Source organism: Arenimonas sp. (genome assembly GCF_035721105.1).
Taxonomy (GTDB): Bacteria; Pseudomonadota; Gammaproteobacteria; order Xanthomonadales; family Xanthomonadaceae; genus Arenimonas.
Genome location: NZ_DASTNG010000012.1, coordinates 18,449 through 36,622 on the forward strand (window position 1 = coordinate 18,449; position 18,174 = coordinate 36,622).

Below are 18,174 nucleotides of genomic sequence, written 5' to 3' on the forward strand. Positions count from 1 at the left end.
CGGCTCCACGCAGGACGACCCCCGGAATTTAGCAGGTCACGGCGCTCGCCGGCGCTACCGTCACGGCCGAGGGGCTATCTTGGCGGGCCTGATTCCGTTCATCCAAGGAGGCCACCGCCATGACCAAGATCCGAGCCTGGGCCGCGCCCACCGCCGGCGCCGCCCTGCAAGCCTTCGAGTACGACCCCGGCCCGCTGGGCCCGGAAGACGTCGAGATCGCGGTCGAACACTGCGGCATCTGCCACTCCGACCTGTCCCTGCTCGACAACGAGTGGGGCTTCACCCAGTACCCGTTCGTGCCCGGCCATGAGGCCGTCGGCCGCGTGGTGGCCCTGGGCCCGCAGGCCAAGGGCGTGGTGCTGGGCCAGCGCGTGGGCCTGGGCTGGAACGCGCGCAGCTGCCTGCATTGCGAACAGTGCCTGGCCGGACGCCACAACCTGTGCGTGTCGGTGCAGCCGACCCTGGCCGGCCGCCACGGCGCCTTCGCCGACCGGGTGCGCGCCCACTGGGTGTGGGTCATGCCGCTGCCGGCCGGGCTGGACCCGCGCGAGGCCGGCCCGCTGCTGTGCGGCGGCATCACGGTGTTCGCGCCGCTGCGCGAGCTCAAGATCGCGCCGACGGCGCGGGTCGGCGTGGTCGGCATCGGCGGCCTGGGCCACCTGGCGCTGAAGTTCTGCAAGGCCTGGGGCTGCGAGGTCACGGCCTTCACCACCAGCGCGTCCAAGGCCGAGGAAGCGCGCGCGTTCGGCGCCCACCGTGTCGTGTCCACCGGCGACGCCGAGGCGCTGGCCCAGCTGGCCGGCCAGTTCGACCTGATCATCGACACCGTGAACGTGTCGCTGGACTGGGACGGCCTGCTGGCGGCCCTGGCGCCCGAGGGACGCCTGCACGTGGTCGGCGCGGTGCTCGAGCCGATCCCGGTGCCGGCGTTCTCGCTGATCATGGGCCAGAAGTCGATCTCGGGCTCGCCCACCGGCTCGCGCGCGGCGATCGACACGATGCTCGGCTTCGCCGCCCGCCATGGCGTGCTGCCCAAGACCGAGCATTTCCCGATGAGCCGCGTGAACGAAGCGCTGGACCACCTGCGCGCCGGCAAGGCGCGCTATCGCATCGTGCTCGACGCCGACTTCCGCTGAGCCCGCCAAGGAAAAAGCCGGCTTGCGCCGGCTTTTCCACGGGCCGCCGGCCGCCTGGCCGTGGTCAGCGCCCCGGCACCCGGCAGCACTGCGCCCAGGCGCGGGTGGACTGGGCGGTGCCGCCGAGGTTGTAGGTGAAGATGGTGCCGCCGGACGAGTTGATCGCGGAGTCGGCCATCACCACGTTCGCCGCCGCCTCGATGCCCAGCCCGGTCGCGGTGTAGCCCGACGGGCAGGTCGCCGACACGCCGAAGCCGTAGGTGTTGGCCGGGACGCTGACGAAATTGCCGAACTGCCGGGTGCACTGCAGCGCGGTGGCCATCGGCGCGGCGTAGTAGCCGACGACATCGGCCACGAAGTCCGCGGTGGCGAAGGTGTAGACGGAGAAATCCTGGCTGGTCAGCGGCGACGGCAGCTTCACCACGATCGAATTGTTGACGATCGACCCGGCGGTGTAGTTCACGCTCGACGCCAGCGGACGCGCGGTACCGAAGGGATAGGCCGTGGCGAAGCCGGCGCCCGCCGGCGTGACCACGGTGAGGTTGACCACCACCGCCGCCTGGCCGGCCGCCACCATGCCGCAATCGGTGGCGCTGCCGCCCTGGCTGCTGAAGTTGCCGCCGGCGCCGACCACGGCGTTGAAGTCGCGGCTGAAGGTGCCGGCGATCGCGCCACCCGACACGCGGGTGTCGAGGATGCGGCAGGGCGTCACCGGCGTGTACACCAGGTCCGACGCCGCCGAGCCCAGCGCCAGCGTCACGTCGTCCGCCGACAGCGCGACCGGGGCCAGCTTCGCCCGGGCCATGGAATCGATCACCTGCTCGTCCGACAAGCGCGACCCGGTGCCACTGAGCACGGCCGAGGCGCCTTCGTACGTCGTGCGCCGCAGGGCCTCGCGCAGGTTGTCGGGATCGGCGTGCGCGAAGGTGGACCCCATCCGCTCGGCCCAGGCCTGCGCGGACACGCCGTAGACCTCTTCGACGTAGGGCCCCCACTTGCGGACGAAGTCGCGCGCCAGCGCGTCGCGCCGGGCGGGCGACAGGGACGAGGCGGTGGCGGCCTGGGCCGGGGCCTCGACCCGCTTGGCCTGGCCCGGCGAGGGCGCGATGGCCGCGAGGCCGAGGCAAACCAGCGCCACCGCGGAGGGGAGACTGCTCGACATCACTTTGACCACGGACCTGCTCCTGGTTGAGGGGAATGACAGCACACCACACGCGGCACGGCCGCCGGAGCGGCCATGCCCCGCAGGCCGCCGGATCAGTCTACCCAGGCGCGGGCGTTCCGGAAGATCCGCAGCCAGGGCGAGTCCTCGCCCCAGCCGGCCGGATGCCAGCTCATCTGCAGGGTGCGGAAGACGCGCTCGGGGTGCGGCATCATCAGCGTGGCCCGGCCGTCGCGGCTGGTCAGGCCGGTGATGCCGGCCGGCGAACCGTTCGGGTTGGCCGGATAGGCTTCGGTCGCCTGGCCCTGGCCGTCGACGAATCGCAGCGCCACCCGCGCCTGGTCGGCATCGCCCGGCGCATCGAAGCGCGCCTGGCCCTCGCCGTGCGCCACCACCACCGGGATCCGGGAGCCGGCCATGCCGGCGAACAGGATCGACGGCGATTCCTCCACCTGCACCTGCGCCAGCCGGGCTTCGTACTGCTCGCTGCGGTTGCGCAGGAAGCGCGGCCAGTGCTCGGCGCCGGGCACCAGGCCCTTGAGCTGGGCCAGCATCTGGCAGCCGTTGCAGACGCCCAGGCTGAAGCTGTCGGCGCGCTCGAAGAAGCGCGCGAACTGCTCGCGCAGGTCCGGCCGCTCCAGGATCGAGGTGGCCCAGCCGCGGCCCGCGCCCAGCACGTCGCCGTAGCTGAAGCCGCCGCAGGCGGCCAGGCCCTTGAAGGTGTCGAGCCGCAGCCGGCCGGCGATCAGGTCGGACATGTGCACGTCGACGGCGGTGAAGCCGGCGCGGTCGAACGCCGCCGCCATTTCCACCTGGCCGTTGACGCCCTGCTCGCGCAGGATCGCCACGCGCGGGCGCACGCCGGTGTGGATCCAGGGCGCGGCGATGTCCTCGGCCGGATCGAACGAGAGCTTCGCCGACAGGCCGGGGTCGGCGAAATCAAGCCGCGCGGCGCGCTCTTCGTCGGCGCCGGCGGGATCGTCGCGCAAGGCCTGGATGGCGTGGGTCACTTCCCACCAGGCGCCGAACAGCTCCTGCCAGCTCCACTCGGCCAGCACCTGCGCGCCGTCGCTGACGCGCACCACCGGCACCGAGGTCGGGCGGCCGATGCGCTGGGCGCAGTGGGTCAGCTGGTGGCGGTTGACCAGGTCGGCGAAGGCCACGCGGTCTTCCGCGGCGACCTGCACCACCGCGCCCAGCTCTTCGTTGAACAGGGTGGTGAACGGATCCTCGCCCCAGCCTTCGAGGTTGATCTCGAGGCCGCAGTGGCTGGCGAAGGCCATTTCGCACAGGGCCGCGAACGCGCCGCCATCGGAGCGGTCGTGGTAGGCCAGCAGCAGGCCGTCGGCCCGCGCAGCCTGGACCAGCGCGAAGAAATCGCGCAGCCGCTCGGGCTCGTCCAGGTCCGGACTGGCGCCGCCGAAGGCCGAATGCACCTGGGCCAGGATCGAGCCGCCCATGCGCCGCGCGCCGGCGCCCAGGCCGATCAGCCACAGCTCGGACTCACCGCTGCGGTCGAGCACCGGCACCAGGGTCTGGCCGGCGTCGGCCACGCGCGCGAAGGCGGTGATCACCAGCGACACCGGCGACACCGACTTCTGCGGGCCTTCGGGCGCCTGCCACTGCGCCTGCATCGACAGCGAGTCCTTGCCGACCGGGATGGCGATGTCGAGCTCGGGGCACAGTTCCATGCCCACGGCCCTGACCGCGTCGAACAGCAGCGCATCCTCGCCCGGGAACGAGGCGGCGGCCATCCAGTTGGCCGACAGCTTCACTTCCGACAGCGAGGCCACGCCGGCCGCGGCCAGGTTGGTGATGGCTTCGCCGACCGCCATGCGCGCCGAGGCGGCGGCGTCGATCAGGGCCAGCGGGGTGCGCTCGCCGATCGCCATGGCTTCGCCGGCGACGGTGTTGAAACCGGTCAGCGTGACCGCGACGTCGGCCAGCGGCAGCTGCCACGGCCCGACCATCTGGTCGCGCGAGCACAGGCCGCCGACGCTGCGGTCGCCGATGGTGACCAGGAAGTTCTTGGCGGCGACGGTGGGATGCGCCATCACCCGCAGGCCCGCCTCGCGCAGCTCCAGCTTGGCCACGTCCAGGCGCGGCCAGCGGGTGGCCGACGGGCGCTGGGTGTCGCGGTGCATGCGCGGCGAATTGCCGAACAGCACGTCCATCGGCAGGTCGATCGGCTGGCTGCCGTCGGGCGCCTTGAGCACCAGGCGCTCTTCGGCGGTGGCGAAGCCGACCACCGCGAACACGGCGCGCTCGCGCCGGCAGATCGCCTCGAAGTCGGCGATGCGGTCGGCGGCGACGCCGAGCACGTAGCGCTCCTGGGCCTCGTTCGACCACAGCTGCATCGGCGACAGCGAGGGATCGTCGCTGGGGATGCGGGCCATCTCGATCACGCCGCCGACGCTGGAGTCGTGCAGCAGCTCGGGAATCGCGTTCGACAGGCCGCCGGCGCCGACGTCGTGCGCGGTCAGGATCGGGTTGCGCTCGCCCTGGGCGAAGCAGCGGTCGATCACTTCCTGGCAGCGGCGCTGCATCTCGGGGTTGTCGCGCTGCACCGAGGCGAAGTCGAGGTCTTCCGAACTCTGGCCGGCATCGACCGAAGAGGCCGCGCCGCCACCCAGGCCGATCAGCATGGCCGGGCCGCCCAGCACCACCACGGCGTCGCCGGGGCGCAGGTCGAGCTTCTTGACCTGGCTGCGGTCGATCGCGCCGAGGCCGCCGGCCAGCATGATCGGCTTGTCGTAGGCGCGGGTCAGGCCCGGCTGGTCGGTGGGCTGCTCGAAGCTGCGGAAGTAGCCGGTCAGCGCCGGACGGCCGAATTCATTGTTGAACGCGGCGGCGCCGATCGGACCGTCGGTCATGATCTCGAGCGCGGTGGCCATGCGCGGGTTCAGCGGGCGCTCGGCTTCCCAGGGGCGCGGCAGCGTGGGGATGCGCAGGTGCGAGACCGAGAACCCGGTGAGCCCGGCCTTGGGCTTGCCGCCGCGGCCGGTGGCGCCCTCGTCGCGGATCTCGCCACCGGAGCCGGTGGCGGCGCCCGGGAAGGGCGAGATCGCGGTCGGGTGGTTGTGGGTTTCCACCTTGATGCAGAAGGCCGAATCCAGCGGCGCGCCGTGGCCGTATTCGCCGGTGTCGGGCTCGGCGCGGAAGCGCGCGGCCGGATGGCCCTCGACCACCGCGGCGTTGTCCTTGTAGGCGCTGAGCGTGAACTGCGGCGACTTCGCATGCGTGTTCTTGATCATGCGGAACAGCGACAGCGGCTGCGGCTCGCCGTCGACGGTCCAGTCGGCGTTGAAGATCTTGTGCCGGCAGTGCTCGGAGTTGGCCTGCGCGAACATCATCAGTTCGGCGTCGGACGGGTCGCGGCCCAGCTCGGCGTAGCGCGCCTGCAGGTACTCGATCTCGTCGGGCGACAGCGCCAGGCCCAGGCGCAGGTTGGCCTCGGCCAGGGTGGCGGCGGGGATGCGCTCGAGCGCGCCCGGGGCCAGCTGGACGAACAGCCTGGCGGCGTCCTCGCGGGTGGCCAGCAGCGACTGCGTCATCGGGTCGTGCAGCGCGCGCGCCAGCTTGGGCCAGCGCGGGTCGCCGGCGGGCGGCAGGCCGGCCAGGTCCAGGCGCAGGCCGCGCTCGACCCGCTTCACCGCCAGGCCGGCGCCCTGGACGATCTCGGTGGCCTTGCTCGACCACGGCGACAGCGTGCCCAGGCGCGGCACCACGAAACGGGACGCGGCGCCGTCGGCGAGCGGTTCGCGGCCGGTGCAGCCCTCGAGGATGCGGCCGAGCGCGCCGAGGTCCGGCGAGGCGCCGGATTCGGGTTCGACGAAGTAGACATGCCAGGCCCCGGTGACCCGGAGGCCGTCGACGATCTGCTGCAGGCGGTTCTGAAGACGGTCGCGCCGAAAGGGCGACAGGGCCGGCAGGCCCTCGAGGACGATCATGTCCGCACAATTCCGTGGGAAACGAGCGCCGTATTGTAGAGCAAGACCGGGCCCGCGGCCCGGCCTGCCTGCCCGGCCGGTCCTACCTGGCGGCCTTGGCGGCCTTGGCGGCCAGTTCGTCGAGCCTGGCCAGCATGGCGGCGGGCTCCAGGTAGCCGCCCAGCTGGACGCCGTCGCGGGTGTAGATGGCCGGGGTGCCGTCCAGGCCGATCCGCCGGCCCAGGTCGTAGTCCATGGTCACCGGGTTGGTGCAGTCGCCCTTGGGCGGGACCCGGCCGGCCTTGGCGGCGGTCAGGGCCTCGTTGCGGTCGGGCGCGCACCAGACCGCGACGGCCTTGTCGAAGGACTCCGAGCCGATGCCGCCGCGCGGGTAGAACAGGTAGTCGACGGTGATGCCCAGGCGGTTGTACTCGGCGATCTGCTGGTGCATGCGCTGGCAGTAGCCGCAGTCGATGTCGGTGAACACGGTGATCGTGTACTTGGGCTGGGCCGCGGCGAAGGTGATCTTGCGGTCCTCGCCCACGGTCGCCAGCAGGTCCTTGCGCAGCACCGATTCGCTGGCGGAGGTCAGGCTTTCGCGCGCGGCGATGTCGAACAGGGTGCCCTGGATCAGGTACTTGCCGTCGTTGGAGACGTAGATGACGCGGCCCTCCAGCGGCACTTCCTGGAAACCGGGGATGGGCGAGGCGGACACCTTGCCGACCTCGGCGCCGGGGGCCAGCTCGGCCAGGGCGGCACGGACGACCTGTTCGACGCCGGCGGGGGCCGCGGGCGCGGAGGCCGAGGCGGCCGCCGCGACCGGCGCGGCCGGCGTGGCGGTGGCGGGCGCCGACGGCGGTTCGGCGGCACAGGCGGTCAGGCTGACCAGGAGGGCGACGGGCAGGGTGCGGCGGATCATTCGGGGCGTCCTTCGGTGTCGATGCGGTTCCGACCGCGGCCGGGGCGGAAAGTTCGGCGATTGTGGCACGGTCGCCGCCGGCTCAGGCACGGGGGTGGTGCTGCTGGTGCAGGCGCTTGAGGCCTTCACGGGCCACCAGCGTGTAGATCTGGGTGGTGGACAGCGAGCTGTGGCCCAGCAGCATCTGCAGCGCCCTCAGGTCGGCGCCGTGGTTGAGCAGGTGGGTGGCGAAGCTGTGGCGCAGGCCGTGCGGGCTGACCTTGGCCGGGTCGACGCCGGCCACGGCGGCCAGGCGCTTGACCACGTTCCAGAACTGCTGGCGGCTCAGGGCCTGGCCGGCGCGCCCGAGGAACAGCGGCACCGCCGCCCGGCCGCCCGCCAGCGCCGGCCGCGCCTCGGCGAGGTAGCGCTCCAGCCAGTGCTGGGCCTCCTCGCCCATCGGCACCAGGCGCTCCTTGCTGCCCTTGCCCATGACCCGCACCACGCCCTGGCGCAGGTTCACGGCGGTGGCGGGCAGGTTCACCAGCTCGCTCACGCGCAGGCCGGTGGCGTACATCAGCTCGACCATGGCGCGGTCGCGCAGGCCGGCCGGGACGGCGAGGTCGGGCGCCGCCATCAGCGCCTCGACGTCGCTCTCCGAGAGCGCCTTGGGCAGGGACCGGCCCAGCTTGGGCGGGTCCAGGCGCGCGGTCGGGTCGCTGTCGCGCAGGCCCAGCCGGACCTGCTGGCCGAAGAAGGCGCGCAGGGCCGACAGCAGGCGGGCGTTGCTGCGCGCCGCGTAGCCTTCGGTGGTGCGGCGGGAAAGATAGTCGAACAGCACTTCGCGATCGACGCCGGCGAGGTCGCGGCCGCGGGTGGCGAGCCAGCGCGCCAGCCCCTCCAGGTCGCGCCGGTAGCTGTCGAGCGTCAGCCGGGACAGGCCCGATTCGGCCCAGGCGCGGTCCAGGAAGCCGCCGATGGCGCGCTCGTCCTGCGGCGCCGCCGGAGGCAGCGCCTGGGCGCGGGCACGGCGATCGGCGGGGCGCGACGGGGACATGGCGGCAGGATAGCCCAGCGCGGCCGCGGCCTCCGCTATCCTTCGCGGATGTCCGAAGCCTCCCCGTCCCCTGCCATTCCCGCCCACCTGGGCTGGCGCCTGCTGGCGCTGGTCTACGACGCGCTGCCCAACATCGCGCTCTGGTTCGCCGTCAGCGGCCTGGCGCTGGTGATCACGCCGGGGCACGCCGCGTTCGCGCCCTGGAGCCCGGGCCAGTTCGTGCTGTGGCTGGCCTGCGCCGGCATCAGCGGCCTGTACGCGGTGCTGTCGTGGCGCGGCATCGGGCAGACGCTGGGCATGCGGCCCTGGCGGCTGAAGGTGGTCGGCACCGACGGGCGCCTGGCGCCGGCGCGGGCGCTCTGGCTGCGCTACGCGGTGGCCGTGCTGTCGCTGGCGGCCGGCGGGCTGGGCTTCCTGTGGTCGCTGGTGGACCGCGACCGCCGCACCTGGCACGACCTGGCCAGCGGCACGGTGCTGGTGCGGCTGCCGCGCTGAGCGCTACTCGCGGCGGGCGAACAGCCCCCAGCACAGGCCCAGCAGCGCCAGCGGCGGCAGCAGGTAGGCCAGGCGCGCATCGAAGCCGTAGACGTCGGACAGGCTCACCGCCAGGCGCTGCGCCAGCAGGTAGCCGACGCCGATGACGATGGCGATGAACAGGCGCTTGCCGAAGCCGCCCGAGCGCAGCGAGCCGAACGCGAACGGCAGCGCCGCCAGGCACAGCACCACCACGTTCACGGGGTAGAACCAGCGGCCCCAGTAGACGTTGCGGAAGGCCTTGGCATCGAGGCCGTTGCGCTCGAGGTATTCGATGTTGCGCTGCAGTTCGCTGGCGCTGAGGTAGCGCGGCCGCTTGGCGGCCGAGGCCAGCGCCTCGGCGTCGATCGCAGTGTCCCAGCGCTCCTCGGCGACGGTTTCGCTGGCCACCGCGCGCCCGGTGAAGCGCGCGCGCTGGACGTCGCGCAGGCGCCAGCCGTCCTCGCGATGCTCGGCCACGCGCGCCTCGGCCAGCGACAGCAGCCGGCCTTCGTCGTCGAATTCGAACAGGCGCACGCCCTGCAGCTCGGTCCAGGCACCGGCATCGGTCTCGCGGCGCACGCCGTTGCGGGCGTTGAGGTAGACGTTGCCCTCGCGCAGCCACACGCCGGAGACGCGGGCGACGATCATGTCGCCGGACTTGGCGGCGTTCACCACCGCCTGCGCGCTCTGTTCGCCGCGCGGCGCGATGGTCTCGGCGTTGACCATCATCAGCGCCGCCAGCAGGCCCAGCGACAGCAGCGCCCCGAGGCCGATGCGCAGGCGCGACATGCCGGCCGAACGCATCGCGGTGAGCTCGGAACGCGCCGACAGGCCGCCCAGCCCCAGCACGCAGCCAATCAGCGCGGTCGTCGGGAACAGCTCGTACATGCGGCGCGGCACCGTGTAGGCGGTGTACAGCACGGCGTGGCTGAGGGTGTAGCCGCCCTCGCCGATCTCGTCGAGTTCGTTGACGAAGGCGGAGATCAGGTCGAAGCCCAGCAGCACCGCCCAGGTCGCCAGCGCCGTCAGCAGCACGGTGCGCGCCAGGTACAGGTCGACGATGCGCGGGCGCAGGTTCATGCCGCCACCGCGCGCGGGCGGCGCAGGCGGCCGTCGACGTGGAACAGCCACGCGGTCAGCAGGCCCACCGGCACCAGCAGCCACCACAGTCCGGCCCAGGCCGGCACGGTGCCGAGCGCCAGCCAGCCCTTGCCCAGCACCAGCAGGACCATGGCGTTGACGTAGATCAGCAGCGCCGCGAGCATCCGGCCGTAGCGCGCCTGGCGCGGCTCGCCGCGGCCCAGCGGCAGCGCCAGGAAGCCGAGCGCCAGCGTCAGCAAGGGCGTGGCCAGGCGCCAGTGCAGCTCGGCCCGGGCGGCGGGGTCGGTCTGTGCCAGCAGCACCCGGGTCGACCGCGCTTCCAGCGCATCGGCCTCGGCCTCGACCTCGCGGTCCGGGATGCGCAGCTCGTTCTGGTTGAAGCGCATCAGCCGGAAATCCTTCGAGGCCGGCGTGCCCTCGACCCGGAAGCCGTCGCGCAGCCGCAGGAACCGGCCGGTTTCCTCGTCGAAGAAGATCTCGCCGTCACGGGCGGTGATCACGTCCAGGCGGCCGTCGCGCTCGGACTGCACGAACAGCTGGCCGAAACGGGTGCCGTCCGGGCTGAGTTCGCCGACATAGAGGATGCCGGCGCGGCCCGGCAGCTCGAGGAAGCGACCCGCCTCCAGCCCCGCGACCAGGAAACTGCGGTTGGCGGTCTCGATCATGTCGCGGGCGATGCGCGCGCCCGACGGCGCCAGCCACAGCGACGACACCGCCACGATGGCGACCACCGGCAGGGTCACCAGCAGCAGCGGCCGCCAGAGCTGTCGCGGCCCCAGGCCCACCGAGGTCAGCACGGCCATCTCGCTGTCGCCGTACAGCCGCCCGACGGCCAGCAGCAGGCCGACGAACAGGGCCAGCGGCATCAGCAGGGGCAGCACCTGGATCGAGCGCAGGCCCAGCTGCGACAGCAGCAGCGCCGCCGGCACCTTGCCGCGCGCGATCTCGGCCATCAGGTCCACCAGCAGGCCGCCCAGGCCGACCAGCAGCAGCACGGCCGCCACGGCGGCCACGCTGAGGGCGAACTGGCGCAGCAGGTAGCGTTCGATCAGCAGCAAATGGGGCGTCCTGGCCGGGCGGGGGTGGGCGTGGGGCTGAGTTGCTAGAATCGCGGGGTCATCACGGCGGCTCGCCACAATCGGCCAGCCTGCCCCCGAAACCCTTTCGATTGTACGGAATCCCAGACCATGGCCCTCGAATTTCACCTGAACCCCGCCGATCCCACCACCGCCGCCACCGATTGCCTGGTGATCGGCCTGTTCGCCGACGGCAGCTTCGCGCCGTCCGGCCAGGCCGTGGACAAGGCCAGCGGCGGCAAGCTGGCCGCCCTCGCCGCCCGCGGCGACCTGTCCGGCAAGACCGGCCGCACCGCCCTGCTGCCCGACGTGCCCGGCATCGCCGCGCCGCGCGTGCTGGTGGTGGGCCTGGGCGACGCCGGCAAGTTCGGCGTGCCGCAGTACCTCAAGGCGGTCGCCGATGCCGTGCGCGCGCTGCGCGCCGGCCCGGCCGACAGCGCCCTGCTGACCCTGTCCGAGATCGCCGTTGGCGGCCGCGACGCCGGCTGGAACCTCCGCCAGGCCGTGATCGCCGCCGACCACGCCGCCTACCGCTACACCGCCACCCGCAGCAAGAAGGAAGAAGCCGGCCTGGCGAAACTGGCGGTGCTGGGCGCCGAGGCGCAGCGCGCCGAGTTCGCGCGCGGCGTCGCCATCGCCGCCGGCGTCGAACTGGCCCGCGAGCTGGGCAACCTGCCGCCGAACATCTGCAACCCCGGCTACCTGGCCGACACCGCCCGCAAGATCGCCGCCGAGCACGCCAACGTCGAGGCCGAGATCCTCGAGCGCGCCGACATGGAGAAGCTGGGCATGGGCTCGCTGCTGGCCGTGGCCCGCGGCTCGGCCAACCCGCCGCGGCTGGTCGTGCTGCGCTACACCGGCGCCGGCAAGGACAAGCCGCACGCGCTGGTCGGCAAGGGCATCACCTTCGACACCGGCGGCATCAACCTCAAAGTCCAGGGCGGCATCGAGGAGATGAAGTTCGACATGTGCGGCGCCGCCACCGTCATCGGCACCTTCACCGCCGTGGCCAAGATGCAGCTGCCGATCAACCTGGTGATGGTGGTGCCGGCGGTCGAGAACATGCCCGACGCCGACGCCTACCGCCCCAGCGACATCCTCACCTCGATGTCGGGCAAGACCATCGAGGTCGGCAACACCGACGCCGAGGGCCGCCTGATCCTGTGCGACGCGCTGACCTACGTGCAGAAGTACGAGCCGCAGGCCACCGTCGACGTCGCCACCCTCACGGGCGCCTGCGTGGTCGCGCTGGGCAAGTTCGCCGCCGGCCTGATGAGCAAGCACGACGACCTGGCCGACGAGCTGCTGGCAGCCGGCGACACCGTGTTCGACCGCGCCTGGCGCCTGCCGCTGTGGGACGAGTACCAGACCCAGCTCGAGTCGGCCTTCGCCGACGTCTACAACATCGGCGGCAAGAACGCCGGTGCGATCACCGCCGGCTGCTTCCTGGCGCGCTTCACCGAAGGCCAGCGCTGGGCCCACCTCGACATCGCCGGCGTCGCCAACGGCGACGGCCGCAAGGGCATGGCCAGCGGCCGCCCGGTCGGCCTGCTGACGCAGTGGCTGATCGACCAGGCGGGCTGACGTGGCGCGCGCCGATTTCTACCTGATCGGCAAGCCCCGCTTCCGCGAGCAGCCGCTGCTGCTGGTCTGCGAGCTGGCCCGCAAGGCCAGCGACGCCGGCCTGCCGATGCTGGTGCTTTGCGCCAGCACCGCGCAGGCCGAGGCGCTGGACGACCTGCTGTGGTCCTTCGATCCGGACGCCTACGTGCCGCACCAGATCGTCGGCGCCGACGAGGACGAGGAGGAGGTGCCGGTGCTGATCGCCGCCCCCGAGCACGATGCCGCGCTGCGCCCGCTGGTCCTGAACCTGCGCGACGCGGCCGTGGCCGACGGCTTCGAGCGCGTGCTGGAAGTGGTGCCCGCCGACGACGGCGCCCGCGGCCCGCTGCGCGAGCGCTGGAAGCAGTACGTCGCCCGCGGGCTCGACGTCGCCAAACACGACATGTAATCCGCAAGGAGCCCCGATGGCCGCGAAGGACCGCTACGAATCCCTGGACGAACTGGGCAAGGTCACCGTCGTCCTGCTGTGCATCGAGATCACGCTGCAGGCGCTCTACTTCCTGGCCACGCTGGCGCGCACCGGGGAAATGGCCGACATCATCGCCGGCCGCGCCGCGCGCCCGGTCGACGTCACGCCGTTCGAGCTGCTGCAGGGCATCATCGGACTGGCCCTGGCGGCGATCGCCATCAGCCTGTTCTTCGTGATCGGCCGCTGGATCTTCCGCGCGGCCTGGAACATCCGCCACCTGGGCGCGAAGCGCCTGGAATTCTCGCCCGGCTGGGCGGTCGGCTGGTATTTCGTGCCCTTCGCCAACCTGGTGTACCCGTTCAGGGCGATGAAGGAGATCTGGCTGGCCAGCCACGACCCGGCGCGCTGGCGCGAGGGTTCGGTCGGGCTGCTGACCGCCTGGTGGACGCTGTGGCTGGCCGGGAACATCATCGGCAACATCGCCCTGCGCCTGTCGATCAACGCCGAGACCATGGAATCGATCCTGCTGGCCGAGCGGATCGGCCTGGTCTCCACGGCGCTGTCCATTCCTTGCTCGGTGCTGTTCCTCCGGATCGTGCGCAGGGTCGGCGCCGCCCAGGACCGCCAGGCCAACGCGCCTGCCCCGCCGGCGCCGCCTGAGCCCGAGTCCGAGACCTTGGTTGCCTGAGTTGACAGGCGACTTGCGCTTGCGTGGCGGCAGGGTTTGAACGCGGATCAGAGCGGAAACCGCGGATAAAAGCGGATTAAAGGCGTCTTTAGTGGGTCTTCGCCAGAATCATCCGCCTGGCGAAGAGCAGACAGAATTCTTTTGCCCCATCCGCTCTTATCGGCGGTTTCCGCTCTGATCCGCGTTCAAACACGCCCACCCCATGGACGCGCGCACCCCCTGCACGCCGCACAGCAATTCAGGCGAGCCCCGTTACCGCGACGCCAGCACGTCCTGCACGGCATCCACCGACTTGGGCACGCCGTCGGTCAGGACCTCGTGGCCCTCGCGCGTGACCAGCACGTCGTCCTCGATGCGGATGCCGATGCCCTGCCACTTCGCCGGCACGCCCTTGGTGCCCGGCGCGATGTACAGCCCGGGTTCGATGGTGAACACCATCCCCGGCTCGAGCTGGCGATACTCGCCCGCGAGCTTGTATTCGCCGACGTCGTGCACGTCCAGCCCCAGCCAGTGGCCGGTCTTGTGCATGTAGAACTTCTTGTAGCTGCCGCTGGCCAGCGCCGACTTCAGCGAGCCCTTCAGCAGGCCCAGCGACAGCAGGCCCTCGGTGAGCACGGTCACCGCCGCTTCGTGGCCGGCGATCCAGGGCTGGCCCGGGCGCGCCTGGTCCAGCGCCGCCGCCTGCGCCGACAGCACCACCTCGTACAGCGCGCGCTGCTCCTTGGAGTAGCGGCCATTGACCGGCCAGGTGCGGGTGATGTCGGAGGCGTAGTTGGCGAATTCGGCGCCGGCGTCGCACAGCAGCAGGTCGCCGTCGGCGGTGGGCGCGCGGTTGTCGCGGTAGTGCAGCACGCAGGCGTTCGGGCCCGAGCCGACGATGGGCTCGTAGGCGGCGACGGCGTTGTTGCGGCGGTAGACGTACTGCAGCGCCGCCTCGACCTCGTACTCGCGGCCGCCCGGGCGGGTGGCGCGCATCGCGGCCAGCTGCGCCTCGCAGGCGATGCGGGCGGACTCGCGCATCAGCTTGAGCTCGGCCGCGCTCTTGAACAGGCGCAGCTCGTGCAGCAGGTGGCCCAGCTCCAGGAACTCATGCGGCGGCTGCGCGCCGTGGCGCACCTGCGACCGCACGCGGTTCACCCAGCCGATCAGCTTGAGGTCGAACTCGGTGTCGCGGCCGAAGTGGTAGTAGACCCGCGAGCGCCCTTCGAGCAGGCCGGGCAGGATCTCGTCGAGGTCGGCGATCGGGTAGGCGTCGTCGAAGCCATGCGCTTCCACCGCGCCCTCGGGGCCGGCGCGCGGGCCGTCCCAGGCCTCGCGCTCGGCGTCGCGCTCGCGGCAGAACAGCAGCGCCTCGCCGTGCTTGCGGCCCGGCACCAGCACCAGCACGGCCTCGGGCTCGGCGAACCCGGCCAGGTACCAGAAATCGCTGTCCTGCCGGTAGGGATAGTGCGTGTCGTGGCTGCGCACGCGCAGCGGCGCGCTGGGCAGGATGATGATGGCGTCGTCGTCGGCCATCCGCATCAGCTGCTTGCGGCGGCGGGCGAACTCGGCGGCCTTGATCATGGCGACCTCAGTTGAGCTTGCGGCGGTGCCGGGGTCCCAGCACGCAGTCGCTGTGCAGCAGCAGCACGGCGACCCGGATGAATTCGGACACTTCCTCGAGCGCGGCGGCGTCTGCCTCGGGATCCTCGTAGCTCAGGTCGCTGGCGGCGATGCGGGCGATGTCGCCCAGCGCCTCCTCGGACTCCTCCGACAGCGGCGGCTTGGCGCCGGCCGCCAGCCCGAAACCGCCGAGGAAGCCCCGGCACCAGGCCACCAGGCCGTCGCCGCGCTCGCTGACCGGGGCGGGATCGGCCGGCAGCAGCAGTTCGAACTCGAAGTCCGGCGACTCGAGCTGGCGCGTGCTGGCCGAATACAGGCGATCCAGGGCGCCATCGGCCTCGGGCGCCGAAAGCAGCGGATCGGCCATGACCAGGGCGAACCAGGTGCGCCGGTCGTGCTTGCCGCCGCCCGAGAGATAGCCGCACAGCGAACCATGCAGGTCGCAGGGGTCCAGGCCGGCTTCCAGGGCCTGCAGTTCGGCGACGAGTTCGGCGTGGTCGGGCAGTTGGGCTTCGGACATGGCTGGGCGGCGTTCGGGAGACCCGCATTCTAGCAAGGCCGCCGGGGGCGGGCCGACGCCGCTTGTGGCGGTGTTAGCGCCACCCTACACTGCCTTGGTTGAGGGGCGCTGGTTCACAGGGGATTACCGGGCTACATGGCGCGTTCGCGAAACAGGGGCAGGCGTCGGACACACGGCCTGCCGGTCGGCGTGGCCGCAGGATGCCTGCTGCCCGCGCTTGCCCATGCCCAGGCCGCCGGATCGGGCGATGCCGGCTTCGTGCTGCAGCTGGTGCTGTTCGTCATCGCCCTGTTCCTGGGCTGGCTGCTGTGGCGGGTGTGGACCCACCGCCGGCGCCAGGAAACCTCCCTGCTGGGCGAGATCCGCGAGCGCGAGGAGCGCCTGAACCTGGCGCTCTGGGGCTCGGGCGACGAGTTCTGGGACTGGAACATCCGCGAGAACAGCCTCTACCGCCTCGGCGCCAACCAGCTGCTGGGCCAGGGCAGCCGCGAGGAAATGAGCACCGACGACTGGCGCACGCACTCGATCCACCCCGAGGACCTGCCGCGGGTGCAGAAGCTGCTGCAGGAGCACATCGTCGGGCATTCCGACGTCTTCGAGTCCGAGCACCGCATCCGCAACGCCCGCGGCGAGTGGGTCTGGGTGCGCTCGCGCGGCAAGGTGGTCGAACGCGACGCCAGCGGCAGCCCGCTGCGCATGGCCGGCACCGCCCGCGACATCACCATCATCCGGCGCGCCGAGCGCGAGCGCCGGGTGGCGCTGGAGGTGCTGCGTTCGATGAGCGAAGCGGTGGCGGTGATCGACCTCGACTTCCGCTTCATCTCGGTCAACCCGGCCTTCTCGCGCATCACCGGCTACAGCGAGGAAGAGGTGATCGGCCAGAACAGCCGCCTGCTCGACTCCAGCCAGCACAGCGCCGAGTTCTACCGGCGCGTGCGCGACGTGCTCGAGCGCACCGGCCACTGGGCCGGCGAGATGTGGCAGAAGCGCAAGGACGGCGAGGAGTTCCTGGGCTGGATCGAGATGAGCGAGGTCCGCGACGCGATGGGCCTGCGCAGCCATTTCGTCGCCGTGGTCAACGACATCACCGACAAGAAGCGCGCCGAGCAGGAGCTGCGCTACCTGGCCAACTACGACACGCTCACCGGCCTGCCCAACCGCGCCCTGCTGTCGGAGCGGCTGGGCCGCGCCATCGTGCGGGCGCGCCGGCAGGAGACGCGGGTGGCGGTGCTGTTCCTCGACCTCGACCGCTTCAAGGACATCAACGATTCGCTGGGCCACGCCGCCGGCGACCGCCTGCTCAAGGCGGCGGCGACGCGCCTGCAGGCCACCGTGGGCGCCTCGGACACCGTGGCGCGGCTGGGCGGCGACGAATTCACGGTCGTGCTCGAGGACGTCGAGTCGATCCCGGCGGTCGAGCGCATGGCGCGCGAGATCCTCACCGCGTTCTCGATGCCGCTGGAAGTGGACGAGCGCCACGACGTGTCGATCACGCCGTCGCTGGGCATCAGCCTCTACCCCGACCACGCGCTGGTGCCCACCGACCTGCTCAAGTATTCCGACACGGCCATGTACCAGGCCAAGGCCGAGGGCCGGAACACATACCAGATCTACAACGAGACCATGGACGCCGAGTCGCGCCGGCGCGCCACCGTGCTGGCCTCGCTGCGCAAGGCGCTCGACCGCGGCGAGTTCCGCCTGGTCTACCAGCCGCGCATGGCCCTGGCCGACGGCCGCATCACGGGCGTCGAGTCGCTGCTGCGCTGGCACAGCGCCGAGCTCGGCGAGATCCCGCCCACCGTGTTCATCCCGCTGGCCGAGGAATCGGGCCTGATCCTGCAGATCGGCGACTGGGTGCTGAGCGAGGCGCTGCAGACCCTCAAGCGCTGGCGCGGGCATGGCCTGAGCGAGATCTCGATCGGCATCAACGTCTCGGTGCTGCAGCTGCTGCGCGGCAACCTGCCCGAGACCCTGCGCAACCTGATCCGCGACCTGGGCGTGCCGGCCAACCGCATCGAGCTGGAGGTCACCGAGTCGATGGTGATGCAGAACGCCGAGCAGACCACCCACGTGCTCAACGAGCTGCGCAAGCTCGGCATCACCCTGGCCATCGACGACTTCGGCACCGGCTATTCCTCGCTGGTCTACCTCAAGCGCCTGCCGATCGACACGCTCAAGATCGACAAGGAATTCATCGGCGACCTCACCCGCGACCCGGACGACGAGGCGATCACCGCCACCGTCATCACCATGGGCCATTCGCTGGGCCTGAACGTGATCGCCGAGGGCGTGGAGAGCGAGCAGCAGCTGAGCTACCTGCGCGAACAGGGCTGTGACGAGATCCAGGGCTTCTGGCTGTCGCCGCCGCTGGACTCGCACCGCTGCCTGGCCTTCATCCGCAGCTGGCAGCCCGGCACCGTGGCGGCGATCCCGGCGCCGTATTGACCCCTTCCCCCC

14 protein-coding genes are annotated in these 18,174 nt (G+C 71.8%); 6 read left to right on the forward strand and 8 right to left on the reverse strand.

Annotated elements, in window-relative coordinates:
• Positions 1 to 119 precede the first annotated feature (119 nt).
• Entirely contained in the window at positions 120 to 1,136 is a 1,017-nt protein-coding gene (ahr, locus tag VFQ84_RS01060) for an NADPH-dependent aldehyde reductase Ahr (RefSeq protein WP_325128304.1), read from the forward strand.
• A 64-nt stretch (positions 1,137 to 1,200) separates the two neighbouring features.
• Here the strand turns inward: ahr and VFQ84_RS01065 are convergent, their stop codons facing one another.
• The 4 genes from VFQ84_RS01065 to xerD form a co-directional block, all read right to left on the reverse strand.
• The gene (locus VFQ84_RS01065; RefSeq protein WP_325128307.1) at positions 1,201 to 2,310 is read right to left on the reverse strand and encodes a hypothetical protein; all 1,110 of its coding nucleotides are present in this window, start codon (positions 2,308 to 2,310) and stop codon (positions 1,201 to 1,203) included.
• Positions 2,311 to 2,393: 83 nt separating this feature from the next.
• The gene (gene purL, locus VFQ84_RS01070; RefSeq protein ID WP_325128309.1) at positions 2,394 to 6,248 is read right to left on the reverse strand and encodes a phosphoribosylformylglycinamidine synthase; all 3,855 of its coding nucleotides are present in this window, start codon (positions 6,246 to 6,248) and stop codon (positions 2,394 to 2,396) included.
• A gap of 82 nt (positions 6,249 to 6,330) precedes the next feature.
• Positions 6,331 to 7,146 carry a thioredoxin fold domain-containing protein gene (locus VFQ84_RS01075; RefSeq protein WP_325128311.1) on the reverse strand — a complete coding sequence of 272 codons (816 nt, stop codon included), beginning with the start codon at positions 7,144 to 7,146 and terminating at the stop codon, positions 6,331 to 6,333.
• Positions 7,147 to 7,228: 82 nt separating this feature from the next.
• Positions 7,229 to 8,182, reverse strand: coding sequence for a site-specific tyrosine recombinase XerD (gene xerD / locus VFQ84_RS01080; protein ID WP_325128314.1), 954 nt, complete (start codon positions 8,180 to 8,182; stop codon positions 7,229 to 7,231).
• 48 nt (positions 8,183 to 8,230) lie between these two features.
• On the opposite strand from xerD, the gene VFQ84_RS01085 reads away from it, so the two are divergent.
• Complete coding sequence (locus VFQ84_RS01085) at positions 8,231 to 8,677, forward strand: RDD family protein (protein WP_325128316.1); 447 nt, start codon at positions 8,231 to 8,233, stop codon at positions 8,675 to 8,677.
• Between the two features lie 3 nt (positions 8,678 to 8,680).
• Here the strand turns inward: VFQ84_RS01085 and lptG are convergent, their stop codons facing one another.
• Positions 8,681 to 9,778 carry an LPS export ABC transporter permease LptG gene (lptG, locus tag VFQ84_RS01090; protein WP_325128318.1) on the reverse strand — a complete coding sequence of 366 codons (1,098 nt, stop codon included), beginning with the start codon at positions 9,776 to 9,778 and terminating at the stop codon, positions 8,681 to 8,683.
• The gene (lptF, locus tag VFQ84_RS01095) at positions 9,775 to 10,857 is read right to left on the reverse strand and encodes an LPS export ABC transporter permease LptF (protein WP_325128322.1); all 1,083 of its coding nucleotides are present in this window, start codon (positions 10,855 to 10,857) and stop codon (positions 9,775 to 9,777) included. The genes lptG and lptF overlap by 4 nt, the downstream gene beginning before the upstream one ends.
• A 129-nt stretch (positions 10,858 to 10,986) precedes the next feature.
• Between lptF and VFQ84_RS01100 the strand changes: the two genes are divergently transcribed.
• The 3 genes from VFQ84_RS01100 to VFQ84_RS01110 are packed head-to-tail and all read left to right on the forward strand — an operon-like array spanning position 10,987 to position 13,595.
• The gene (locus VFQ84_RS01100) at positions 10,987 to 12,459 is read left to right on the forward strand and encodes a leucyl aminopeptidase (protein WP_325128324.1); all 1,473 of its coding nucleotides are present in this window, start codon (positions 10,987 to 10,989) and stop codon (positions 12,457 to 12,459) included.
• A 1-nt stretch (position 12,460) separates the two neighbouring features.
• Entirely contained in the window at positions 12,461 to 12,886 is a 426-nt protein-coding gene (locus tag VFQ84_RS01105; RefSeq protein WP_325128327.1) for a DNA polymerase III subunit chi, read from the forward strand.
• A 16-nt stretch (positions 12,887 to 12,902) separates the two neighbouring features.
• Positions 12,903 to 13,595 (forward strand): DUF4328 domain-containing protein, encoded by a 693-nt coding sequence (locus tag VFQ84_RS01110; protein ID WP_325128329.1) that lies wholly within the window; start codon positions 12,903 to 12,905, stop codon positions 13,593 to 13,595.
• 252 nt (positions 13,596 to 13,847) lie between these two features.
• On the opposite strand, the gene VFQ84_RS01115 is transcribed toward VFQ84_RS01110, so the two are convergent.
• Both VFQ84_RS01115 and VFQ84_RS01120 read right to left on the reverse strand, forming a co-directional pair.
• A complete protein-coding gene (locus VFQ84_RS01115; RefSeq protein WP_325128331.1) occupies positions 13,848 to 15,158 on the reverse strand; it encodes an aminopeptidase P N-terminal domain-containing protein in 1,311 nt (436 codons plus the stop codon).
• A gap of 7 nt (positions 15,159 to 15,165) precedes the next feature.
• Positions 15,166 to 15,717, reverse strand: coding sequence for a UPF0149 family protein (locus VFQ84_RS01120; RefSeq protein WP_325128335.1), 552 nt, complete (start codon positions 15,715 to 15,717; stop codon positions 15,166 to 15,168).
• Positions 15,718 to 15,906: 189 nt separating this feature from the next.
• Between VFQ84_RS01120 and VFQ84_RS01125 the strand changes: the two genes are divergently transcribed.
• The gene (locus tag VFQ84_RS01125; protein WP_325128337.1) at positions 15,907 to 18,162 is read left to right on the forward strand and encodes a putative bifunctional diguanylate cyclase/phosphodiesterase; all 2,256 of its coding nucleotides are present in this window, start codon (positions 15,907 to 15,909) and stop codon (positions 18,160 to 18,162) included.
• Positions 18,163 to 18,174 lie beyond the last annotated feature (12 nt).

Coding starts and splice junctions, on each gene's coding strand:
- ahr (WP_325128304.1), top strand. CDS start 120: ATGACCAAGATCCGAGCCTGGGCCGCGCCCACCGCCGGCGCCGCCCTG.
- purL (WP_325128309.1), bottom strand. CDS start 6,248: ATGATCGTCCTCGAGGGCCTGCCGGCCCTGTCGCCCTTTCGGCGCGAC.
- VFQ84_RS01075 (WP_325128311.1), bottom strand. CDS start 7,146: ATGATCCGCCGCACCCTGCCCGTCGCCCTCCTGGTCAGCCTGACCGCC.
- xerD (WP_325128314.1), bottom strand. CDS start 8,182: ATGTCCCCGTCGCGCCCCGCCGATCGCCGTGCCCGCGCCCAGGCGCTG.
- VFQ84_RS01085 (WP_325128316.1), top strand. CDS start 8,231: ATGTCCGAAGCCTCCCCGTCCCCTGCCATTCCCGCCCACCTGGGCTGG.
- lptG (WP_325128318.1), bottom strand. CDS start 9,778: ATGAACCTGCGCCCGCGCATCGTCGACCTGTACCTGGCGCGCACCGTG.
- VFQ84_RS01100 (WP_325128324.1), top strand. CDS start 10,987: ATGGCCCTCGAATTTCACCTGAACCCCGCCGATCCCACCACCGCCGCC.
- VFQ84_RS01110 (WP_325128329.1), top strand. CDS start 12,903: ATGGCCGCGAAGGACCGCTACGAATCCCTGGACGAACTGGGCAAGGTC.
- VFQ84_RS01115 (WP_325128331.1), bottom strand. CDS start 15,158: ATGATCAAGGCCGCCGAGTTCGCCCGCCGCCGCAAGCAGCTGATGCGG.
- VFQ84_RS01120 (WP_325128335.1), bottom strand. CDS start 15,717: ATGTCCGAAGCCCAACTGCCCGACCACGCCGAACTCGTCGCCGAACTG.